Here is an 18,885-nt window from a genome sequence, read left to right as displayed (position 1 = left end):
CCGTTTCACATCTCCGGAAGCGGCCAGGACATTCAGATCCCCGAAGCGCTCGGACATGAATTTTTCGATTTGTCCCTTTTTGATCGCCTGAACCGCGTTCAATTGGTTGAAGGCTTGCTTCATGATGGCCTGATCCGCTTGTCTGGCCGCATACCAGCCGGCAATGGCCAGGGGGGCCAAGCCCACCAGCAGAAACAGGCCAAGCAGTTTGGGACGCATCTTGATGTCGGCAAGTCGCATGCGTGGGACTCCAGGAGATCGTTGGTTGTGTTGAAAACAGTATTCAGCAATATGTTATCATCTATTTTCGTGATTTGCAACTTTCAAAAGTGGCCAGGGTGGTTCCGAGCCGGGTCAGCAGGGCCAACACCGCGTCCAAAGGGGTGAAATCCAGCAGGGGTTGCACCACCCGATCGTGCAATGCCAGCAGGGGAAAACGCTCCGGAGGGCGGAGGGGTGTGACCAGCAGATCCAACAGAAAAAACAGTTGCCACAGCAAATTGCGGCGCAGGAATCGACCGATGCGATACCAGCGTTGCCAGGCTTCGATCCGCTTTGTTGCCCGGTCGAGGTCGCGGATGAGACGCAAAAACGGGATCAGCCGCAGGGGTTGGGTGGCGTCCTGGGTCCGGTAGAGGGTGGGGGCGTGCTGGAGAAATCCGGCAAAGTCCGTGTGGAAGCTGGTCAGGATCATGGCGTTGAGCAGCATGCGCCGGATTACCCCCTCTTGACGGAAGCGTCGGGCGGAGCTTTCCAGGGTGCCGGGCAGGGTGGTCCAGCGGCCCAGATGGGCCACCTGTCGGGAGAGGTGTTGGTCTTCCAGAAAGGGCAGTCCGGTGTTGAATCCTCCCAGTTCCTCGAAAAAACGGCGAGAGAGCAGCAACCCCTGGTCACCGTGGATCCCTTCGGGTCGGTTGAGCATGGTTTTGTGCTCGAAATAACGTAAAATCCAGGGGGGGGCGAAGGGCGGATCGACGAACCGCAACCGGAAGTGCCCGGCCCATCGATCCCCGGAGTGGGCGCGGATGTGGTCCAGGTGGACCAGCGCCCGTTGCAACAGTCGGGGATCGGCCAAGCCGGAGTCGGCGTGCAGAAACAGCAGATCCCGTCCCGTCGCGATGTTGGCTCCGGCGTTCATCTGCGCCCCTCGGCCCCGACAGGGGGATGCCACCACCTGGGCGCCCCACTGGTGGGCCAATGCCCGGGTGCCATCCGTCGAACCGGGGTCTGAGACCAGAACCTCCAGGGTCACTCCGGTCTGGCGGCGCAACTGGGCCAGGAGGTCGGGCAGGGTCGCGGCTTCGTTCCAGGTGGGCACAATCACGGAAAGTCGGGGTGGGGTCATGGGATCGGCGCGGGGTGGGATTGGTGGATGGAAAGAATCCAAAAGGTCATTGTTGGACCGGAACAGGCTGCCTGCCAAGGGGCGTTGATCATCCGGGGGCATGCGACTCCCGGTCTGATGGGGGGTGTTTTGTGGAATTTTGCATTCGTGGCTGGAATTGTTGTATGGTGGAAGAAATTTTCTTTACGTACCCTCGGACCATGAAAGGTCGATTGTGCCAACGTGATCACCCCCAGGCGTTCCACACTTTTGGTCGTTGCGCTGCTCATGAGTTGGGCGGCCTCTGTGCTGGCCGACGAGCCGAAGCCGAAGCCGGAACCGGTTTCCGGTCGTCTGGTTGTCTTTACCAGCGATTATTGCCCCTATTGCAAGGCGTTCATGCAAACCGTGGCTCCGGTCTATCCCCGGACCGGGTTGGGACATCGTTTTCCCATGGAGGTGGTGGAGCAGTTTTCCCCTTCCAGGGAGTGGGAAAACCTCTCCTGGGAGATTCGGTTTTATCCGACTTTTTTGTTGGTGGACCGTCAGGGGCGGGAACTGGGTCGGTTTCGTGGTTATCGGGGGGAGGAGCCATTCTGGGGGGAGTTGGAAAAGATCGCGGCGCGGAAACCCTCGGTTCCGTGACGCCTGCTTGAAGGGAGAATTGTTTTCATGTCATTCTTTGCCCGTTTGAAGGACGGTCTGGCCAAAACCCGTCAGATCCTCAATACCCCTTTGGAGGATCTGTTTGTCGGGGGCAAGGTGGATGAGTCCTTGCTGGAAGAGTTGGAAGATCAACTGGTCATGGCCGATTTTGGCGTGGAGACCTCGGAAAGCATCGTGCGCGAGGCCAGAGAACGCCTGGATCGCAAACAGAAAAAAGATGCCGACGCCATGCGTGAGGCCCTGCGCGAGACCATTCGTGACCACATGGAGGCGGTTTTGCGGGCGGTTCCCGAACTGCCTCATGTCTCTCCCCGGGTGATTCTGGTGGTGGGGGTGAACGGGGTGGGCAAGACCACCACCATCGGCAAGCTGGCCGCCTATCACAAGTCCATCGGGAAGAAGGTGCTGTTGGCGGCCGGCGACACCTATCGGGCGGCGGCGGTGGCCCAGTTGCAGCAGTGGGGGGACCGTTGCGGGTGTCCGGTGATCTCCCAGGGACAGGATGCGGACTCGGCTTCGGTGGTACATGACGCCTTTGCCGCCGCCCGGGCGCGACGGTTCGACGTGTTGATCGCCGATACCGCCGGACGGCTGCACACTAAAAGCAATCTGATGGAAGAGTTGAAGAAGATCAAGCGGGTGCTGAGTCGTCTGGATCCTGCCGCGCCTCACGAAACCCTGTTGGTCCTGGATGGCACCACCGGCCAGAACGCCGTGAGTCAGGTGCAGAAGTTCCATGACGCCATCGGCATCACCGGGCTGGTGGTCACCAAGCTCGATGGCACGGCCAAAGGCGGGGTGGTGGTGGGGTTGAGCGAAAAATTCAAACTGCCGGTGCGTTTCATCGGGGTGGGCGAGGGTTTGGAGGATTTGCGCCCCTTTGATGCGCGACAGTTTGTCGAGGCGCTTTTTTAGGTTTGGCGTCCGGGTTGGCCTGTTTGACTCACGGCTGATGGGATTGACTGACCTTTACACAATGCATGGGGAAGCCGTCGGTGAATTTGCTCTTACTTCCTGTTGTGGTGTTGACACTGCTGGTTCCTTCCGGACTCTCCTGGGCTGCGGTCGATGAGGATCCGGTGGTTGGGTTTCGGCGTCGTTTTGCCGTATTGGAGCAGGATGGGCCTTTGGAGACCCTGTTGGATCGTTCTGCATGGCCTGCAAACGATCTGCTCACCTCGTATCTGGAGTTGGAACTGCTGCTGCATCCGGATTATCCGGCCACCAACGCCCTGCTGGAGGCTTTTTTGGAACGTTGGCCCAACCATCCCCAGGGGGATCGGGTGGCCAAACTGATGGAAAAACGGATGCTGGATGCGGGGGGCGAGACGGCGGAAAACTGGTTCGTCAAGTATCCCGCCAGATCCCAGCCCGCCCGGTTGGCGCGACTGGGGGGACTGTTGCGGCTGGGGCGGGTCGAGGATGCCTTCCCGGTGTGGCGTGAACTGTACCGGGAGGGATGGGATCTCGTCTCCCGCACCGGATCCGATCATCCGTTCTGGTCCAGAATGGTGATCACGGATCACGAGGCCCGGGCCCGCGCCCTGGCGGGCAAGGATCCCATCGGTTTTGGCGTCGTGTTGCGGTTGTTGCCCCAACCCCGTCAGAATTTTTTTCGTGCCCTGGATGCGGCCCGTCGCGGGGATGCGACGTTGGTCACGCTGCTGGCCGGCATGACCCTGACTGCGACCGAATCCCGGGAGGTATGGCGGGAGCGGTTCGACCTGTTGCAAAAACAAGGAGCCCAGACCCGCCTGCTGGAGATGCTTACCGGTCGCGAGGGGGGGGAACTGGCCCCGGAGGAGCGTCACAAGCTGCGCTATTGGCTCGGGCGGCAACTGGTCTTTTCCAAGCAGGATTATCAGACCGCGTCCCGACTGCTGGAAGAAAACGTGCGGGAAAAGGGCGGGGCTTTGGAGGATTCCGCGTGGCTGGCGGGCTGGAGTGCCCTGAACCTGGGTAACCGGGCGCGGGCCGGAGAGATTTTCCAGATCATGGCCAACGAGGGGGCGACTTCCGCGGGTCGCGCCCAGGGGGGGTATTGGCTGGCGCGTCTCACCACGGATCCGCAACGCCGTCAACAGGGACTGGAGACCGCCTCCCGTCATCTGGATACCCTGCACGGTCTGTTGGCCCGGGAAGAGTTGAGCGGATCTTTGCCCCGTCTGGATGATCCAGATCCCACCTGCCCGGATCAAGGCCCACAACCCAAGATCACCGCGGAGGATCTGGAGGGGTTGCGGCTGTTGCAACAGGTGGGACGGGATTGGTACGCCGGTCCGGAGATCATCAAGCTCGGGGACAAGGCGGGGCTTTCTTCCGAGGAGCGGCTTTGTCTGGCGTTGCGTTTTGGGGCGGCGGATCTGGCGCTGAAATTGGCTGCGGAGTTGCAACGCAAGGATCGGATTTTCTGGCGGGGTTTGTTTCCCATTCCCCGCTGGGTGCCGGATGGCGGCTGGCAGCTTACCCAGGCTCTGATCTGGGGAACCTCGCGGCAGGAGAGCCAATTTTTTCCCCGTGCCGAGTCTTCGGCCAAGGCCTTTGGGGTGATGCAGTTGATGCCTGAGACCGCCCGCATGGAAGCGCGTCTCTCCCAGTTCCCCGAATCCACCCGGATGCGTCTTCAGACTCCGGGCTACAACATCTCCCTGGGACAGGCCTACATGCGACGCATGCTCAAGCAGTTCGATGGCGATGTGGTGCTGGCCCTGTCGGGTTACAACGCCGGGCCGGGCCGGGCCAAACAGTGGCGGGAAAAACGACTGCGGGAAGATCCCATGACCTTCATCGAGGGGATTCCCATTTCCGAAACCCGCAATTATGTCAAGCGGGTGCTGACCGGAATGGGTATCTATCAGTTGTTGCTGACAGGAACCGCTTCGATCAAGGCCGACATGGCGGTGGGAGGACCGGGTGAGGCGGTGTTGGCGCCGTTGGCCATCAAGAGTACAGGGGGGGTGGAGGGGAATGCGCCCTGACCGACACAGCAAAGATGGGCATCCCGGGGAATCCGATCGACTTCCGCGGGTTGTGGGTTGTGATCTTTCCGGTGTGTGAAAGGGTTGCGTATTCAAAGAACATGGCACAGAATCGTCTTCAATTCATGGATGGCGCACTATGACTGGCGAAAGGATTGGGTGAGCATGAAAAACGAATTCCACAACAAGTTGCTTTCCAGCATGGTGGATGTTGGCGAGCCGCGCTTCAATCTGTCTCATGAGAAGCTGTTTCAGATCATTGTGGATGCGGACGAAATCCTGGGTCTGGCCGCCACGGGTGAACGGATGCTCAGTCAGAATGAGTGGGAATCCCTGTCATCGGTGTGTGACGAGTTGATCGCGTATGCGAAGGTCCATTTCGCCGAGGAGGAGGAGACTCTCATTGCCCGCAATTATCCGGAGCTCGTACGTCACAGGACCATTCACAACACGCTGATCGAACAGTTGAACGAGTTCCAGAAGAAGGTGTCGGAAGGCAATGAGAAAGACTTGAAGGAGTTGCGCCGCTGGATGTTGGAATGGCTGTTGAACCATGTCAATCACGAAGATTACGCGTATGCTCAGTATTTCGCCGCATTGAAGAGTGGGTGATCCGATCCGTCGACTCCTCCTCCTCTGGCTTGTCTCCAGGTCACCCGGCAACGGGGCATGGGGCTGGGTGCAAGCCGGGGAGCGTCTTGTGCCAAGAAACGGTGAGGTTTGTTGTTTTCAGGCGGATTCTATCTGTCTTCTGATTCGATTTTTTAATTCGGCAATCGATAGATGGTCGGGGCGGTCTGCACCACCGGCACTTTCAGATTGTTGAGGGTCTCGGAGTGGCCCACGAAGAGATATCCCCCGGGGGAGAGATAACGGCAGAACTTGTTGATCAACCGTTCCTGAGTGGGGCGGTCGAAATAGATGATCACATTGCGACAGAAAATGATATCCATTTTCTCCCGCAATCCGAAGTCCGCATCCATGAAGTTCAGACGGCGGAAATTGACCATGGCGCGGATATCCGGGGCGATGCGCACCAGTTTTTTGGTGGGATCCTTGCTCTTGAGCAGATATTTGCGTTTGAGTCCCAAAGGCACCGGACCCACCTTGTCCATGTCGTAAACCGCATCTGAAGCGGTGCGCAATACCCGGCTGGAGATGTCGGTGGCCAGGATGCGTGCGCGGAAATTGATCCCCGGATAGTGCTGGGCAAACTCCCGCAACACCATGGCCAGGGTATACGGCTCCTCGCCGGTGGAACAGCCCGCGCTCCAGATCATCAGTTCCCGCCGCACCCCGGCCCCGGAGGTCTTGATCAACTCCGGAAGGGCGGTTTGGGCCATGAACTCGAAATGGGTGGGTTCCCGGAAGAAGTCGGTCTTGTTGGTGGTGACGATGTCGATGAACTGAATCAACTCCTCCCCCGAATGGGCCGGATCCAGCACCCAGTCGATGTACTCCTTGAAGGAGTGCATGCCCACCTGTCGCAACCGTTTCTGGATGCGGGCGGTGAGCATGGTTTTTTTGCTCGGGGGCATCATGATGCCGCACTGGGCATAGATGAACTCGCTCAACCGTTGGAAATCCTTGTCGGAAATTCCCGAGTGGTGATCCTGGTCGGCGGAGAAAGAGGTGTTCATGCGCTCCCATCCTTAGATGCAGACAATTGATTTCCAGCTTTTTGAGTTATCCACACAGACGCAACACCTCGGCGGCGATTTTGTCGAGGGGTTTGATCAGGTCGACCCCGCCGTGTTTGATCGCCTCTTTCGGCATGCCGAAGACCACGCAGGATTGTTCGTCCTGGGCGATGGTGGCGGCTCCGGCGTTTTTCATTTCCAGCATGCCCCGGGCGCCGTCATCCCCCATGCCGGTCATGATCACGCCGACACAGTTTTTGCCGCCATAGCGGGCCGCGGAACGAAACAGCACATCCACCGAGGGGCGGTGACGGCTGACCAGGGGGCCATCCCGTACCTCCACATAATAGCGCGCGCCGCTGCGTTTGAGCATGGTATGTTTGTTGCCAGGGGCGATCAGGGCCCGTCCGCGTACCACCGAATCGTTGTCCGCCGCCTCTTTGACCGTGATCTGGCACAAGGTGTTGAGCCGGTCGGCGAAGGCGCGGGTGAAGTTTTCCGGCATGTGCTGCACGATTACGATGCCGGGGGCGTTGGCGGGCAACGCCTCCAGAAAGACCCGCAGCGCCTCGGTTCCGCCGGTGGAAGCCCCCACGATGATGAGTTTTTCCGTGGTCTGGCTCATGGCGCGGGAGCCGGGATCCAGGGGAGGCAGCATGGCGTCGGCGGTCAGTTTGGGGGCCACCTTGTGGATCAGGGGATTGCCGCCACCCGCAGTCGGGGAGGACGAAGCCGGGGCGCCAGTCGCAGCCGATGGGGTCGTTGCAATCGGACGCACGAACGTGCGGTTGCGGACGTTGGTGAAGGCCGCCGCCTTGACCGCGTCGCAGATGCGGATGCGGGACTCTTCCAGAAACTCTTTGGTGCCCATGCGCGGCTTGGTGATGATTTCGACGGCGCCGTATTCCAAGGCGCGCAAGGCGGTTTCGGTCCCCTCGCCGGTGAGCGAGGAACACATGACCACAGGAATGGGGTGTTGGGTCATGAGTTTCCGGAGAAAGGTGATCCCATCCATCCTGGGCATTTCGACATCCAGGGTGATGACATCCGGAATCAAGGTTTTGAGCTTCTCGGCGGCGACAAACGGATCCTGGGCTTGGCCGACAACGCGTATATTCGGATCGGATTCCAGAATGGAGGTCAGGGTCTGACGCACGACAGCGGAATCATCCACGATCAGGACAGTCACGGGTTTGGAGGAATGGCTCATGAGTGTGGCATCCAATAAATGTGATAAACCTCACCAGTATGCCTTGATTCAAGGCTCCACGTCAATGCGGGGTTGAAAAGAGGAATGCGCATTTTGAAAACGGATGAGAAATGACTTGACGTGGAAAAGGTGAACGGTTAATAATGTAGACTGTACAGTACAGTCTATTTTTTTGGATTTTACACAATGTCAGAATCGTCACCACAGGCCGCACGTCGCGCGGAGATGCTTCAGGTGGCCCGTCGGGTCTTTCTGGAGCGGGGTATGGGGGCCAGCATGGAGCAGTTGGCCTGCGAAATGGGCATGGCCCGTCAGACCCTCTACAACCATTTCGAGAGCAAGGATCGGCTCTATGCCGAGATGATCCGGGCCACGGGGGAAGGGTTTCTTTTCTCGTTGCGGGAAGATGACACGGATTTTCGCGAATACCTGATCCAGTTCGGTTTGAACATTCGCAAGACCCTGTTGGCGGACGAGGGGTTGGGATTGTATCGCCTGATGGTCGCCGAGACGGGACGCAGGCCGGAGTTGGCCGGGATTGTGTTTCACTCCGGACCGGGCAACACCTTGACTCAACTGACCCAGGTGATGGAGTCGGCCATGGCCAAGGGGACCATCCGGGTCGTGGAACCGGATTTCGCCGCGGAGATGCTGCTTTCCATGGTGCTGGGCGTCGAGCAGGTGTTGCGGTTGCTGGGGCGTCCGGAGCGTTCCGCCGAGGCGGAACGTCGGCGGGTGGTGGAAATTGTGGAGAGTTTCTTGCGTGCCTTTGCCCCGGATGACGGATCCGGGATCCCTGTTGGCGAGGAGTGATCATGAACGTTCGAGGATGGGTTGCTTGGATCGTTGTGCCTGTGGTTTTGGTTCTGGCGGGTTGCGAACGGGGAGAGACTCCGGCTGGACCGGCCAAGGCCCCGGAGGCCAAGGCGCCACCTCCCATGGAGGTGGAACGGGTGGCGGCGGTCCGCAAGACCCTGTCGCTGCGCCAGGAGGTGCCGGGACGGTTGCAGGCGGTCCGCACCGCCGAGATTCGCGCCCGGGTGGAAGGGATCGTCGAGCAACGTTTGTTCTCCGAAGGCAGCGAGGTGAGTGCCGGGGCGCCCTTGTATCGGCTGGATGCCCGCGCCCTGGAGGCACGGGTCAAGTCGGCTCGCGCCGCGCTGGATCGAGCCGGGGCGGAACGCCTGTTGGCCAAACAGACCGCGGATCGTCTGAAAGGTCTGGTGGAAAGCGATGCGGTCAGCCGTCAAGAGTATGATCAGGCCGAAGCCCAACTCAAAAAGAGCGGAGCCGAAACCCTCGCCGCCGAGGCGGAGTTGACCCGCGCCCGCATTGATCTCGAATACGCCTCCATTGCCGCCCCCATCGCCGGTCGGGTGGGCCGCACCCGGGTTACCGAAGGGGCGTTGGTGGGCAAGGGCGAAGCCACCCATTTGACCACGGTGGAACAACTCGATCCCATCTGGGTCAACTTCACCCAGTCGGGACCGGATCTGTTCCGCATGCGCCGTTCCATTCGTCAGGGGGGAGCCAAGCCCATCGAGGAGGTCGAAGTCCATCTGATCCTGGAAGACGACGTGGAATATACCTTGCCGGGCAAATTGCAGTTCACCGACATGGCTGTAGATCCCCAGACCGGTTCCGTGGCGTTGCGCGCCGAATTTCCCAATCCGGACCGGATCTTGTTGCCGGGACAGTTCGTGCGGGTGCGTCTGGCCATGGTCACCTCCGAGGGGGTCACCATTCCGCAACGCACGGTGCAGACCTCGCCCCAGGGACAGATCGTGTTGATGGTGGACGAAAACAACAAGGTGGTGCCCCGTCCCATCAAGACCGGCGGCTTTTCCGGTCAGGACTGGATCGTGCTGGAAGGGCTGAAAGAGGGGGAAAAGGTGATCGGCAACGGCGCGCAGAAGGTGCGTCCGGGATCCGTGGTCACCCCCAAGGATGCCGAAACCCCGGCGGCGGCCCCCGGCGCCAGTGGCTCGACGGCTCCCAAATCCGCCTCCTGATCTCTCCTGCACCCTTGGAATCGTGCCATGTTGCCGAGATTCTTCATTGATCGACCGATTTTCGCCTGGGTGATCGCCCTGGTGATTCTGCTTGCCGGCGGGCTTTCGTTCAACAAATTGCCGGTGGCCCAATATCCGGATGTGGCCCCCCCCGCCATCACCGTCAGCGCCGTCTATCCGGGCGCTTCGGCCCAGGTGGTGGAGGATACCGTCACCGCCCTGATCGAACAGGAGATGAATGGCCTGGAACGTCTGCTCTATATGGAGTCTTCCAGCGACTCCCAGGGAGCCATGACCCTGACTTTGACCTTCGAGACCGGGACCAACCTGGATATCGCCTCGGTGGAGGCGCAAAACCGCATCAAGCGGGTCGAGGCCCGTCTGCCCGAAGAGGTGCGCCGTCAGGGGGTCACGGTGGCCAAGTCCCGGCGCAACTTCCTGATGTTCATCACCATCTTCTCCCCGGATCAAAGCCAGGACCACATCGCCCTGGGCAGTTACACGGCGGCTTCGGTGCTGGAGCATCTGCGTCGGGTGCAAGGGGTGGGTGAGGCCATGCTGTTCGGTACCGAATACGCCATGCGCATCTGGCTGGATCCGGTGCGGCTGACCGAGTTCGGCATCTCCCCCGGCGAGGCTTTGCGGGCGGTACGTGCCCGCAATACCCAACTGGTCACCGGCGAGTTGGGTCAACTGCCCGCCCTGCCGGGTCAGGAGATCAATGCCCCGATTCTGGTGCGTACCCGTTTGTCCAGCGCCGAGGAGTTCGGCGACATCATTTTGCGCTCCGATCCCAATGGCGCCACCGTGCGCTTGAAAGATGTGGCCAAAGTGGAGTGGGGTGCCCAGGAGTACACCATCCGGGCACGGCTCAACGGTCAACCCACCGCCGCGGTGGGCATCAAGGTGGCGCCGGGGGCCAATGCCCTGGAAACCGCCGACCGGGTGCGGACCCGCATGGCGGAGTTGGCGAAATTCTTTCCCGCCGGCACCGCGTGGGATATCCCCTATGACACCTCCACCTTCATCAAGATTTCCATCCATGAGGTGCTGGTCACCCTGGGCGAGGCCATGGTGCTGGTCTTTTTCGTGATGTACATCTTTTTGGGCAATCTGCGGGCCACCTTCATTCCCGCCATCGTGGTGCCGGTGGCTTTGACCGGCGCCCTGGTGGGGATTTATCTGCTGGGCTACTCCATCAATGTGCTGACCCTGTTTGCCATGGTGCTTTCCATCGGCATCGTGGTGGATGATGCCATCGTGGTGGTGGAAAACGTCGAACGGGTCATGTCCGAAGACCATCTGCCCCCCCGCGAGGCCACCCAGAAGGCCATGACCCAGATCTTCGGGGCCATCATCGGCATCACGCTGGTGCTGTGCGCCGTGTTCATCCCCATGGCCTTCTTCAGCGGCAGCGTGGGGGCCATCTATCGTCAGTTTGCCGTGACGCTGGTTTTGACCATGCTCTTTTCGGTGCTTATGGCCCTGACTTTGACCCCGGCCCTGTGCGCCACCCTGCTCAAAAGTGTGCATGGCGAGGGGGGAACGTCGGCGCTGGGTTGGGGACCCATCGCCCTTTTCACCCGTCTGTTCGCCCGTTCCACGGTGGGTTATCGGGGGTCGGTGGGATTCATTCTGCGTCGTCCATTTTTTTTCATCGTGCTGTATCTGGCCGTGGCCGGGGTGGCCGGTTGGCTGTTCGTGAAGTTGCCCAACGGCTTTTTGCCCGAGGAGGACCAGGGCTATTTCGTCACCATCATGCAATTGCCCCCCGGCGCCACCCAGGAACGCACCCTGGAGGTGCTCTCCGAAGTGGAGAAACACTATCTGCAACAACCGGGTGTGGCCAAAGTGGTGGGTGTGGCGGGCTTCAGCTTTTTCGGACGCGGCCAGAACGCCGCCATTGCCTTTGTGCGTTTGAAGAGTTGGGATGAGCGGGTCACCCCGGAGTTGGGAGCTACATCGCTGGTCATGCAGGCCAACATGGCCCTGTTCCGTATCAAGCAGGCACTGATTTTTGCCATCAACGTGCCCCCCATCCCCGAATTGGCCGCGGTCGGCGGGTTTGACCTGCGGTTGCAGGATCGGGCCGGTCTGGGTCGGGATCGTCTGCTCGATGCCCGCAACCAGTTGATCGGCATGGCCTCCCAGGATGCCACCCTGGCCGGGGTCCGACCCGAAGGCCTGGAGGCCGGCCCCCAATTGCTGTTGACCGTGGATCATCCCAAGGCCAACGCCCTGGGGATCGATCCCTCCGAACTCAACGAAACCCTTCAGGTCACCCTGGGTTCGGCCTACATCAACGACTTCACCAAGGATGGCCGCATCCTGCGGGTGCAGATGCAGGCCAATGCCGCCTCTCGCGCCCAGAAGGAGGAGATTCTGTCGGTGCGGGTGCGCAATCGGGCCGGCAAGCTGATTCCTTTGTCGGAGTTTATCGATACCGAGTGGATCACCGGTTCTCCCAAGCTGGACCGCTACAACGGCATGCCCGCCATGAAGCTTTCGGGCAATCCCGCACCCGGTCGCAGCACGGGTGAGGCCATGGCCGCCATGGAACGCTTGACCCAACAACTCCCGCCGGGCTTTGGTTTCGAGTGGTCCGCCACCTCTTTCGAGGAGTCCTTGTCCGGCGCCCAGGTGCCCATGCTGTTCGGATTGTCGCTGCTGGTGGTGTTTCTGTGTCTGGCGGCGCTTTACGAAAGCTGGTCCATTCCGTTTGCGGTGATGTTGATCGTGCCGGTGGGTCTGTTCGGCGCGGTGCTGGCGGTGTTGTCCATCGGCATGCCCAACGATGTCTATTTCAAGGTGGGTTTGGTGGCCATCATCGGACTGTCGGCGAAAAATGCCATTTTGATCGTGGAGTTCGCCCGTACTCTCGCCGCCGATGGCAAAACCTCCCTGATCGATGCCACCCTGGAGGCGTGTCGCATGCGGTTTCGGCCCATTGTCATGACTTCGGCGGCCTTCATTCTCGGGGTGATGCCCTTGGCTGTGTCCACCGGCGCCGGAGCGGCCAGTCGGCGCGCCATCGGCACCGGGGTGATGGGGGGCATGTTGTCGGCCACGGTGCTGGGACTGTTTTTCATCCCGGTGTTGTTTGTGGTCATCCGTCGTCTGTTTCCGGAATCCCCCTCGGTCCAGGCCGTGGTCGCAGAGTCCCGCGAGGAGAGTCGTCATGTTTGATCGTCGTTTGACCTGGATGGTGGTGTTGCCCTGGCTGGTCGGCTGCTCTTTGAATGCTGAGCTGTCCAAACCCGCTCCCGGCATTCCCGGACAATGGCCGGGAGAGTCGGCGGCGCAGGCCGGAAGCGCAACCATCGAACCCCACCCGGTACCCTGGCGGGAATTTTACACCCATCCCCTGCTGCGACGGATGATCGATGCTTCGTTGGAAAACAACCGGGATCTCCGGGCGGCGGCGGCCCGCATGGAAAAGGCGGCGGCCCTGCTGGGTCTGGCGGGATCCGCCGGTCTGCCCACTTTGCAAGCCGATGGCGGTCATCAGGCCTCCCGCACCCCGGCGGATCTCTCCTCCACCGGTCAGGCGGCGATCTCCCATCGGGAGGATATGGGGCTGTCGTTGCCCGCCTTCGAGCTGGACTTGCGGGGCAGACTGGCGAGTCTGGAGGAGTCGGCCCGGGCCAATTATCTGGCCAGCAGTGAGGCCGCCTATGCGGTGCGGGTGGTGTTGATCTCCCAGGTGGTGGAGACCTACATCAGTTGGCGGGAGATGGTGGAGCGGAGCGTTTTGGCTCAGGCCGCGTTGTCGATTCAGCAGGAGTCCCGGGATTTGGCCCGGAAGCGGGTGGGGGCGGGTGTGACCCAGGCCCAGACCGATTTGCGCGCCGCCATGGTGCTGGAAGGGATGAGGGCCGATCTGGCCGAGTCCCGCCGTCAGGAATCTTTGGCCTTCAACGCGCTGCGGCTGTTGACCGGAACCGAACCCGATCCCTCCTGGACCTGGCCGACCCTGGCGGAGTTGGATTTGATGGGACGGATGCGTCTGGCGTTGCCGGATCGGGTATTGACCTTGCGTCCCGACGTGCGCGCCGCCGAACAGCGTCTGCTGGGGGCCAACGCCAACATCGACGCCGCCCGCGCCGCCTTCTGGCCCCGCATTTTGTTGACCACCTCGGTGGGCAGCGCCAGTCAGGCCTTGGGCGGCCTGTTCGGATCCGGTTCCATGGCCTGGAGTTTCGTGCCCCGGATCGATCTGCCGATTTTCGATTTTTCCCGCCGCCAGAACGAACTGGCCGCTGCCGAGGCGGAACGCAAGGCCTTGTTGGCCGAATACGAAAAAGTGGTGCAACAATCCTTCCGGGAAGTGGCGGACGCTTTGACCTCCCGTGGCGTGCTGGAGGAGCGTCTGAAGGCGCTCACCGCCACCCGCGACGCCCAGAAAGGACGGGTGGTGTTGATCGACAAGCGTTATCGCGCCGGTCTGGACAGCCGCCAGTCCCTTCTGGATGCCCAGCAGGAGTTGCACGCCAACGAACAGCAGTTGTGCATGGCCCGGGCGCGGTTGTTGATCAATCAGATTCAGTTCTTCAAGGCGTTGGGGGGTGGGGTGTCATAACCGGGACCAACGTTCCTGAATCCCCTCACATTGAGGGGGCAAGATCATTGAGGCCAGTGGCGGCCCCGGTCTTTAAGAGGCGAACACCTCATCCGCCGAATTGGCAAAGACGAAGTTGTCGCTCCACACCTCGATCTGCTCCAGGCTGGCAGACTTTACCGTTTCGGTCACCCAGTCTGGGGTGGAGCCGAATTTGCGATACATCTGTTTGAGAATCATGGACGCGGCTTCTTCCTGCCGACCTTTCTGCCGGCCTTCCTGCCGGCTGTCCAGTTACGCCTTCATGAACAACGGTCGCAGCACGTCGTTTTCCATCACATTGAATGTCAGTGACATTTCTTCAGCCTCCGCAGTCTGGACAAAAGGATCAACTTGGTCAGAGCATCGGCTTTGATTTTGGGCGTAGGACATCAGCATTCGCCAGTCCATGAGTTCGGAGGAACTTTGCAATTCCAGGTGAAGAATCGAGCCGTCATCCAGCCGGAATACCAGATCGGGAATTCTTTTTTGGGTTGACGCGAACTCCACGGGAAGCAATGCGACAGCCCGGCGTCCAATCAGAATCTGCAGAAGCGTTTGCGGGGGTTGTTCAAACAGATCCTTCAGGGTGGTATCGTATTTTTCTTCCGTCTCACTCCGGTTGGGCGGGGATCCGGTAGATTTCGGTCAGTTTGTCGATGCCCTGGTTGACCGTGGATGGGTCGGCGACCAGTTTTTTGATCTCTTTCAATTTTTTGAAGGCCTCACAATCCTTGCCTTTGCATTTTTCGCATTTTTTGGGCTTGAATTCGTGATGGTGCATATTGGGGAGATTGTCGAAAATCCAGAACACGTTGTGGCTGAATTTTGATTCGCCCGAAACCTGGGTCAGGAGTGAAACCTTGATGGCAAGCAAGGTGTCGTGTTCATTCTTGCACAGCATGCCGTGTCGTTTCGGTTCCTTGGCCATTTTCCTTACCCCCTCCAGGGATTGTTTTTCCATTCGTGGTGTGTATGATAACCAACTGATTCAATGATAGATCAGGATGATTGGTTTTGCAAATAAGTTGGTGCAAATTGAGGACCGGAATCATCATCCGGTGGGGTCGGAGACTTGACGCCAGATGGCTGCGATCCCTTCGGCGCCTCCCATGGCCAAGGCCACGTGGGGGGTGCCTGGAACCGTGTGGTCTTGTGGATTGATGCGGATCAGGGTGGCGGCGTGGCGGTTGGCGAGGGATTCGGAGCTGTGGCGGATGGTGGGGACTGCGTGACCGGCACCGATTTCGATGATGGTCAGTTGTGCGCGGGAGGCTCGCAGCCCGGACAGCCAGTGGTTGAGCCGTGTTTCCTGAAGGGCGCTGCGTTGTTCCAGCCAGTGGCCGTCGGAAAACATCAAGATGTTGGGACGGGCCAGGGCGCCGCAGTCGGGACAGGTGGGCAGAGCGCCCACGGCGCGAAAGGTTTTCGGATCGACGGAGACTGCGGTCTGTTCCGCGCTCCAGATTTTTTCGGAGCAGGGATGGGTACATTGCAGGTGATGGATCGAACCATGGCATTCGACAACCCGATCGGGATTCCATCCGGTCCGCTGGAAATGGCCATCCACGTTGGAGGTGAGGACAAATCCGCCTGCCGGTTTGTCTTGTGTGAGTGCCAGCAGTTGGGAAAAGCCCGCATGGGGGGGAATGCGTCGGTACAGTTCCAGCCGATGGCCATAAAAGGCCCAGGCCAGCCGGGGATCCCGGTGGAACCAGGCGGGATTGGCCATCTGGGGGAAGGAGAGACCCAGTTTGGCAATGGCCGGATAGGCCCGCCAGAATCCGTTTTGTCCCCGGAAGTCCGGCAGTCCCGAATCCACCCCCATCCCGGCCCCCGCCGTGACCAGCAGGGCGTCCGCCGCGCGGATCGCATCCGCGGCCTGGATCACGGCAGGGGGGGATGAAGGGGGCATGGGTCGGGACTTCAGCCTTGGGACTCTTCGGCGAGCAGGGCGTGCAAGCGGGCGATCATGGTGGCCACGGCTTCGCCGACCGGGGCCTGAATGGGATCTCCTCCCTTGCGCACCTGGATTTCCACCTTGCCCTCTTTCAGGGCGCGGCCACCCGCCACCACCCGCAGGGGACAGCCCAGCAGGTCGGCATCCTTGAACTTGATGCCGAGCCGTTCATCCCGGTCATCGAGCAGCACTCCGATTCCCTTGGCGCGCAGGTCGGCATAGAGGGTTTCGGCGGTCTCTTTGGCCAGGGGATCGTTGGGGTTGGCCAGCAGGATCTCCACTTCAAAGGGGGCCAGGGCCACGGGCCAGATGATGCCGTTGTCGTCGTGGTTTTGCTCGATGGCCGCGGCCACGATGCGGGATACCCCGATGCCGTAACATCCCATGATCGGGGTGCGCTCCTTGCCTTCCTGATCCAGCACCGCCACACCCAGGGCCTTGGAGTATTTCTCCCCGAGTTTGAAGACATGTCCTACCTCGATGCCCCGGTCCAGGGCGAGCCGTCCTGCGGTGCAGCGGGGGCAGGGATCGTTCGGGACTACGTTGCGCAGATCCGCGAAACGGGGACGGGGCAGATCCCGATCCCAGGTGACGCCGGTGAGGTGGTGATCCAGGATGTTGGCGCCGCAGATGAAAGCGTTGGAGCCTTCCAGGGCGCTGTCGGCCAGCACCGGCAGGGCGGTACCCACCGGCCCGAGGAATCCCACCGGCAGACCTCCGGTCAATTCGGCGATGCGTCCCGGTTCCGGCACCCCCAGTTGATGCACCCCCAGAGCGGCGGCGGCCTTGATGGGGTTGAGTTCGTGGTCGCCGCGCACCAGCAACAGATAAGGTTGACCATCCCCTTCCACCACCAGGGTCTTGACCAGTCGTTCGATGCCCACCTGCAAGAAGGCGCTGACATCCTGGATGGTCTTTTTGCCCGGAGTGGCCACCTGGAGCAGGGGTTGGGGATCGGGCGTGGTCGTCTGAGCCGTCAGGGGTCCACTGGCGGCTTTTTCCAGGTTGGCGGCGTAGTCGCAGTGGGAGCAGGAGGCGATGACATCTTCTCCCGAGGAGGCCAGGACATGGAATTCATGGGAGGCGGAACCGCCGATGCTGCCGGTATCCGCTTCCACGGGGCGGAAGCGCAGGCCGCAACGCCGGAAGATTCGTCCATAGGTTTCGTACATGCCCCGATAGGTGACTTCCAGTCCGGCGGCGTCCATGTCGAAGGAGTAGGCGTCCTTCATCAGGAACTCCCGACCCCGCATGATGCCGAAACGGGGACGGATCTCGTCGCGGAACTTGGTCTGGATCTGATAGAAATTGATCGGCAGTTGCCGATAGGATTTGAGTTCGCGCCGGGCCAGATCGGTGATCACCTCTTCGTGGGTGGGGCCGAAACAGAACTCCCGTTCGTGGCGGTCGATCAGGCGCAACAGTTCCTTGCCATAGAAATCCCAGCGTCCCGATTCCCGCCACAGTTCCGCGGGCTGGACCGCGGGCATGAGCACCTCCTGGGCGCCGGCGGCATCCATCTCTTCCCGGACGATGCCTTCGACCTTGCGCAGAGATTTCAGTCCTAACGGCAACCAGGTGTAGATCCCGGAACCCAACGGACGGATCAGACCGGCGCGCAACATCAGGCGATGGGAGGCGGTATGGGCCTCCACCGGGGCTTCTTTGAGGGTGGGAATCAAACTGACGCTGAATCTCATGGTGAGTCGCTCTCCGGGCCGCTTTGAATGAAGGCATAGGCCGAATGGTTGTGAATGGATTCAAAATTCTCCGCCGCCACCGAAAACCAGGAGATGCGGGGATCGTTTTCCAAGTCTGCGGCCACCGAACGCACCATGTCCTCGACGAAGCGGGGGTTGTCGTAGGCCATTTCGGTGACATATTTCTCGTCCGGTCGTTTGAGTACCGGATAAAGCTGACAAGAGGCGTTGGCTTCCACCCGTTCGATGATCTCTTCGACCCAGACGAAGCGGTTGAAACGTACCCGCACCGTCACGTGGGAACGTTGATTGTGGGCGCCGCGTTCCGAGATTTCTTTCGAGCAGGGGCACAGGGTGGTCACCGGAACCATCACTTCCAGGATCATCTGGTAGTTTTCTCCCTGCATGGTGCCGACGAAGCGTACCCGGTAGTCCATCAACGCCGCCGCTCCCGATACCGGGGCGGACTTGCGCAGGAAATAGGGAAATTCCAGTTCGATGTGGGCCTCTTCGGCGGTCAACCGCTTCCGTACCTTTTGCAGCAAATCCGGCAGGCTGTCCACGGAGATGGCTTCATCGTGTTCGGCCAGCACCTCCAGGAAACGGGACATGTGGGTGCCCTTGAAGTGGTGCGGGAGATTGACATACATATTGATCGATGCCACCGTGCGTTGTTTGCCCCGGCTGCGATCCTTGACCACGATGGGATAACGGATCCCTTTGACACCCACCTGATCGATATCCAAACGTCGATCATCGGGTTGTGACTGCACATCCAGTAAAGGTTCCATTCACGAC

Annotated in this window: 16 protein-coding genes; 8 read left to right on the top strand and 8 right to left on the bottom strand. The window is 60.5% G+C overall.

What is annotated here, in order from left to right:
• Positions 1–301: 301 nt before the first annotated feature.
• Entirely contained in the window at positions 302–1,345 is a 1,044-nt protein-coding gene (locus tag HQL98_09230; GenBank protein ID MBF0272231.1) for a TIGR04283 family arsenosugar biosynthesis glycosyltransferase, read from the bottom strand.
• 267 nt (positions 1,346–1,612) lie between these two features.
• Between HQL98_09230 and HQL98_09225 the strand changes: the two genes are divergently transcribed.
• The 4 genes from HQL98_09225 to HQL98_09210 all read left to right on the top strand — a co-directional run bounded on the left by HQL98_09225 (position 1,613) and on the right by HQL98_09210 (position 5,580).
• Positions 1,613–1,969, top strand: coding sequence for a thioredoxin family protein (locus tag HQL98_09225; GenBank protein ID MBF0272230.1), 357 nt, complete (start codon positions 1,613–1,615; stop codon positions 1,967–1,969).
• Between the two features lie 27 nt (positions 1,970–1,996).
• Positions 1,997–2,905, top strand: a complete 909-nt coding sequence (ftsY, locus tag HQL98_09220) for a signal recognition particle-docking protein FtsY (protein MBF0272229.1) — start codon at positions 1,997–1,999, stop codon at positions 2,903–2,905.
• 80 nt (positions 2,906–2,985) lie between these two features.
• Positions 2,986–4,968 carry a lytic transglycosylase domain-containing protein gene (locus HQL98_09215; GenBank protein ID MBF0272228.1) on the top strand — a complete coding sequence of 661 codons (1,983 nt, stop codon included), beginning with the start codon at positions 2,986–2,988 and terminating at the stop codon, positions 4,966–4,968.
• Between the two features lie 165 nt (positions 4,969–5,133).
• Positions 5,134–5,580 (top strand): hemerythrin family protein, encoded by a 447-nt coding sequence (locus HQL98_09210; GenBank protein MBF0272227.1) that lies wholly within the window; start codon positions 5,134–5,136, stop codon positions 5,578–5,580.
• 152 nt (positions 5,581–5,732) lie between these two features.
• On the opposite strand, the gene HQL98_09205 is transcribed toward HQL98_09210, so the two are convergent.
• Entirely contained in the window at positions 5,733–6,608 is an 876-nt protein-coding gene (locus HQL98_09205; protein ID MBF0272226.1) for a protein-glutamate O-methyltransferase, read from the bottom strand.
• A gap of 46 nt (positions 6,609–6,654) precedes the next feature.
• The gene (locus tag HQL98_09200; protein ID MBF0272225.1) at positions 6,655–7,818 is read right to left on the bottom strand and encodes a chemotaxis response regulator protein-glutamate methylesterase; all 1,164 of its coding nucleotides are present in this window, start codon (positions 7,816–7,818) and stop codon (positions 6,655–6,657) included.
• A gap of 186 nt (positions 7,819–8,004) precedes the next feature.
• Between HQL98_09200 and HQL98_09195 the strand changes: the two genes are divergently transcribed.
• From HQL98_09195 to HQL98_09180, 4 genes are read left to right on the top strand one after another with little or no spacing between them, the layout of a single operon-like run.
• The gene (locus HQL98_09195; GenBank protein MBF0272224.1) at positions 8,005–8,631 is read left to right on the top strand and encodes a TetR/AcrR family transcriptional regulator; all 627 of its coding nucleotides are present in this window, start codon (positions 8,005–8,007) and stop codon (positions 8,629–8,631) included.
• Positions 8,632–8,633: 2 nt separating this feature from the next.
• Complete coding sequence (locus tag HQL98_09190; protein ID MBF0272223.1) at positions 8,634–9,830, top strand: efflux RND transporter periplasmic adaptor subunit; 1,197 nt, start codon at positions 8,634–8,636, stop codon at positions 9,828–9,830.
• 30 nt (positions 9,831–9,860) lie between these two features.
• The gene (locus tag HQL98_09185) at positions 9,861–13,016 is read left to right on the top strand and encodes a multidrug efflux RND transporter permease subunit (protein MBF0272222.1); all 3,156 of its coding nucleotides are present in this window, start codon (positions 9,861–9,863) and stop codon (positions 13,014–13,016) included.
• On the top strand, positions 13,009–14,409 hold the full coding sequence (locus tag HQL98_09180; GenBank protein ID MBF0272221.1) for a TolC family protein: 1,401 nt from the start codon (positions 13,009–13,011) through the stop codon (positions 14,407–14,409). Before HQL98_09185 ends, HQL98_09180 begins: the two co-directional genes overlap by 8 nt.
• Before the next feature lie 72 nt (positions 14,410–14,481).
• On the opposite strand, the gene HQL98_09175 is transcribed toward HQL98_09180, so the two are convergent.
• The 5 genes from HQL98_09175 to HQL98_09155 all read right to left on the bottom strand — a co-directional run bounded on the left by HQL98_09175 (position 14,482) and on the right by HQL98_09155 (position 18,878).
• A complete protein-coding gene (locus HQL98_09175) occupies positions 14,482–14,628 on the bottom strand; it encodes a hypothetical protein (GenBank protein MBF0272220.1) in 147 nt (48 codons plus the stop codon).
• Positions 14,629–15,040: 412 nt separating this feature from the next.
• Positions 15,041–15,358: a hypothetical protein gene (locus HQL98_09170; GenBank protein MBF0272219.1), complete on the bottom strand. Its 318-nt coding sequence runs from the start codon at positions 15,356–15,358 to the stop codon at positions 15,041–15,043.
• Between the two features lie 123 nt (positions 15,359–15,481).
• Positions 15,482–16,342, bottom strand: a complete 861-nt coding sequence (locus tag HQL98_09165; GenBank protein MBF0272218.1) for an NAD-dependent deacetylase — start codon at positions 16,340–16,342, stop codon at positions 15,482–15,484.
• A gap of 11 nt (positions 16,343–16,353) precedes the next feature.
• Positions 16,354–18,087 carry a proline--tRNA ligase gene (locus HQL98_09160; protein MBF0272217.1) on the bottom strand — a complete coding sequence of 578 codons (1,734 nt, stop codon included), beginning with the start codon at positions 18,085–18,087 and terminating at the stop codon, positions 16,354–16,356.
• Positions 18,084–18,878 carry a GTP cyclohydrolase I FolE2 gene (locus tag HQL98_09155; GenBank protein MBF0272216.1) on the bottom strand — a complete coding sequence of 265 codons (795 nt, stop codon included), beginning with the start codon at positions 18,876–18,878 and terminating at the stop codon, positions 18,084–18,086. The genes HQL98_09160 and HQL98_09155 overlap by 4 nt, the downstream gene beginning before the upstream one ends.
• Positions 18,879–18,885 lie beyond the last annotated feature (7 nt).

The sequence above is a fragment of the Magnetococcales bacterium genome, assembly GCA_015231755.1.
GTDB lineage: Bacteria > Pseudomonadota > Magnetococcia > Magnetococcales > Magnetaquicoccaceae > Magnetaquiglobus.
Note: the sequence above shows the minus strand (reverse complement) of the source record. Positions and strands in the feature narration are given on the sequence as shown.

What these genes read in the sequence shown, in the direction of transcription:
- HQL98_09225 (MBF0272230.1), top strand. Translation starts at nt 1,613, where the DNA reads ATGAGTTGGGCGGCCTCTGTGCTGGCCGACGAGCCGAAGCCGAAGCCG.
- HQL98_09205 (MBF0272226.1), bottom strand. Translation starts at nt 6,608, where the DNA reads ATGAACACCTCTTTCTCCGCCGACCAGGATCACCACTCGGGAATTTCC.
- HQL98_09165 (MBF0272218.1), bottom strand. Translation starts at nt 16,342, where the DNA reads ATGCCCCCTTCATCCCCCCCTGCCGTGATCCAGGCCGCGGATGCGATC.
- HQL98_09200 (MBF0272225.1), bottom strand. Translation starts at nt 7,818, where the DNA reads ATGAGCCATTCCTCCAAACCCGTGACTGTCCTGATCGTGGATGATTCC.
- HQL98_09160 (MBF0272217.1), bottom strand. Translation starts at nt 18,087, where the DNA reads ATGAGATTCAGCGTCAGTTTGATTCCCACCCTCAAAGAAGCCCCGGTG.
- HQL98_09210 (MBF0272227.1), top strand. Translation starts at nt 5,134, where the DNA reads ATGAAAAACGAATTCCACAACAAGTTGCTTTCCAGCATGGTGGATGTT.
- HQL98_09155 (MBF0272216.1), bottom strand. Translation starts at nt 18,878, where the DNA reads ATGGAACCTTTACTGGATGTGCAGTCACAACCCGATGATCGACGTTTG.
- HQL98_09170 (MBF0272219.1), bottom strand. Translation starts at nt 15,358, where the DNA reads ATGGCCAAGGAACCGAAACGACACGGCATGCTGTGCAAGAATGAACAC.
- HQL98_09230 (MBF0272231.1), bottom strand. Translation starts at nt 1,345, where the DNA reads ATGACCCCACCCCGACTTTCCGTGATTGTGCCCACCTGGAACGAAGCC.
- ftsY (MBF0272229.1), top strand. Translation starts at nt 1,997, where the DNA reads ATGTCATTCTTTGCCCGTTTGAAGGACGGTCTGGCCAAAACCCGTCAG.
- HQL98_09180 (MBF0272221.1), top strand. Translation starts at nt 13,009, where the DNA reads ATGTTTGATCGTCGTTTGACCTGGATGGTGGTGTTGCCCTGGCTGGTC.
- HQL98_09190 (MBF0272223.1), top strand. Translation starts at nt 8,634, where the DNA reads ATGAACGTTCGAGGATGGGTTGCTTGGATCGTTGTGCCTGTGGTTTTG.
- HQL98_09175 (MBF0272220.1), bottom strand. Translation starts at nt 14,628, where the DNA reads ATGATTCTCAAACAGATGTATCGCAAATTCGGCTCCACCCCAGACTGG.
- HQL98_09195 (MBF0272224.1), top strand. Translation starts at nt 8,005, where the DNA reads ATGTCAGAATCGTCACCACAGGCCGCACGTCGCGCGGAGATGCTTCAG.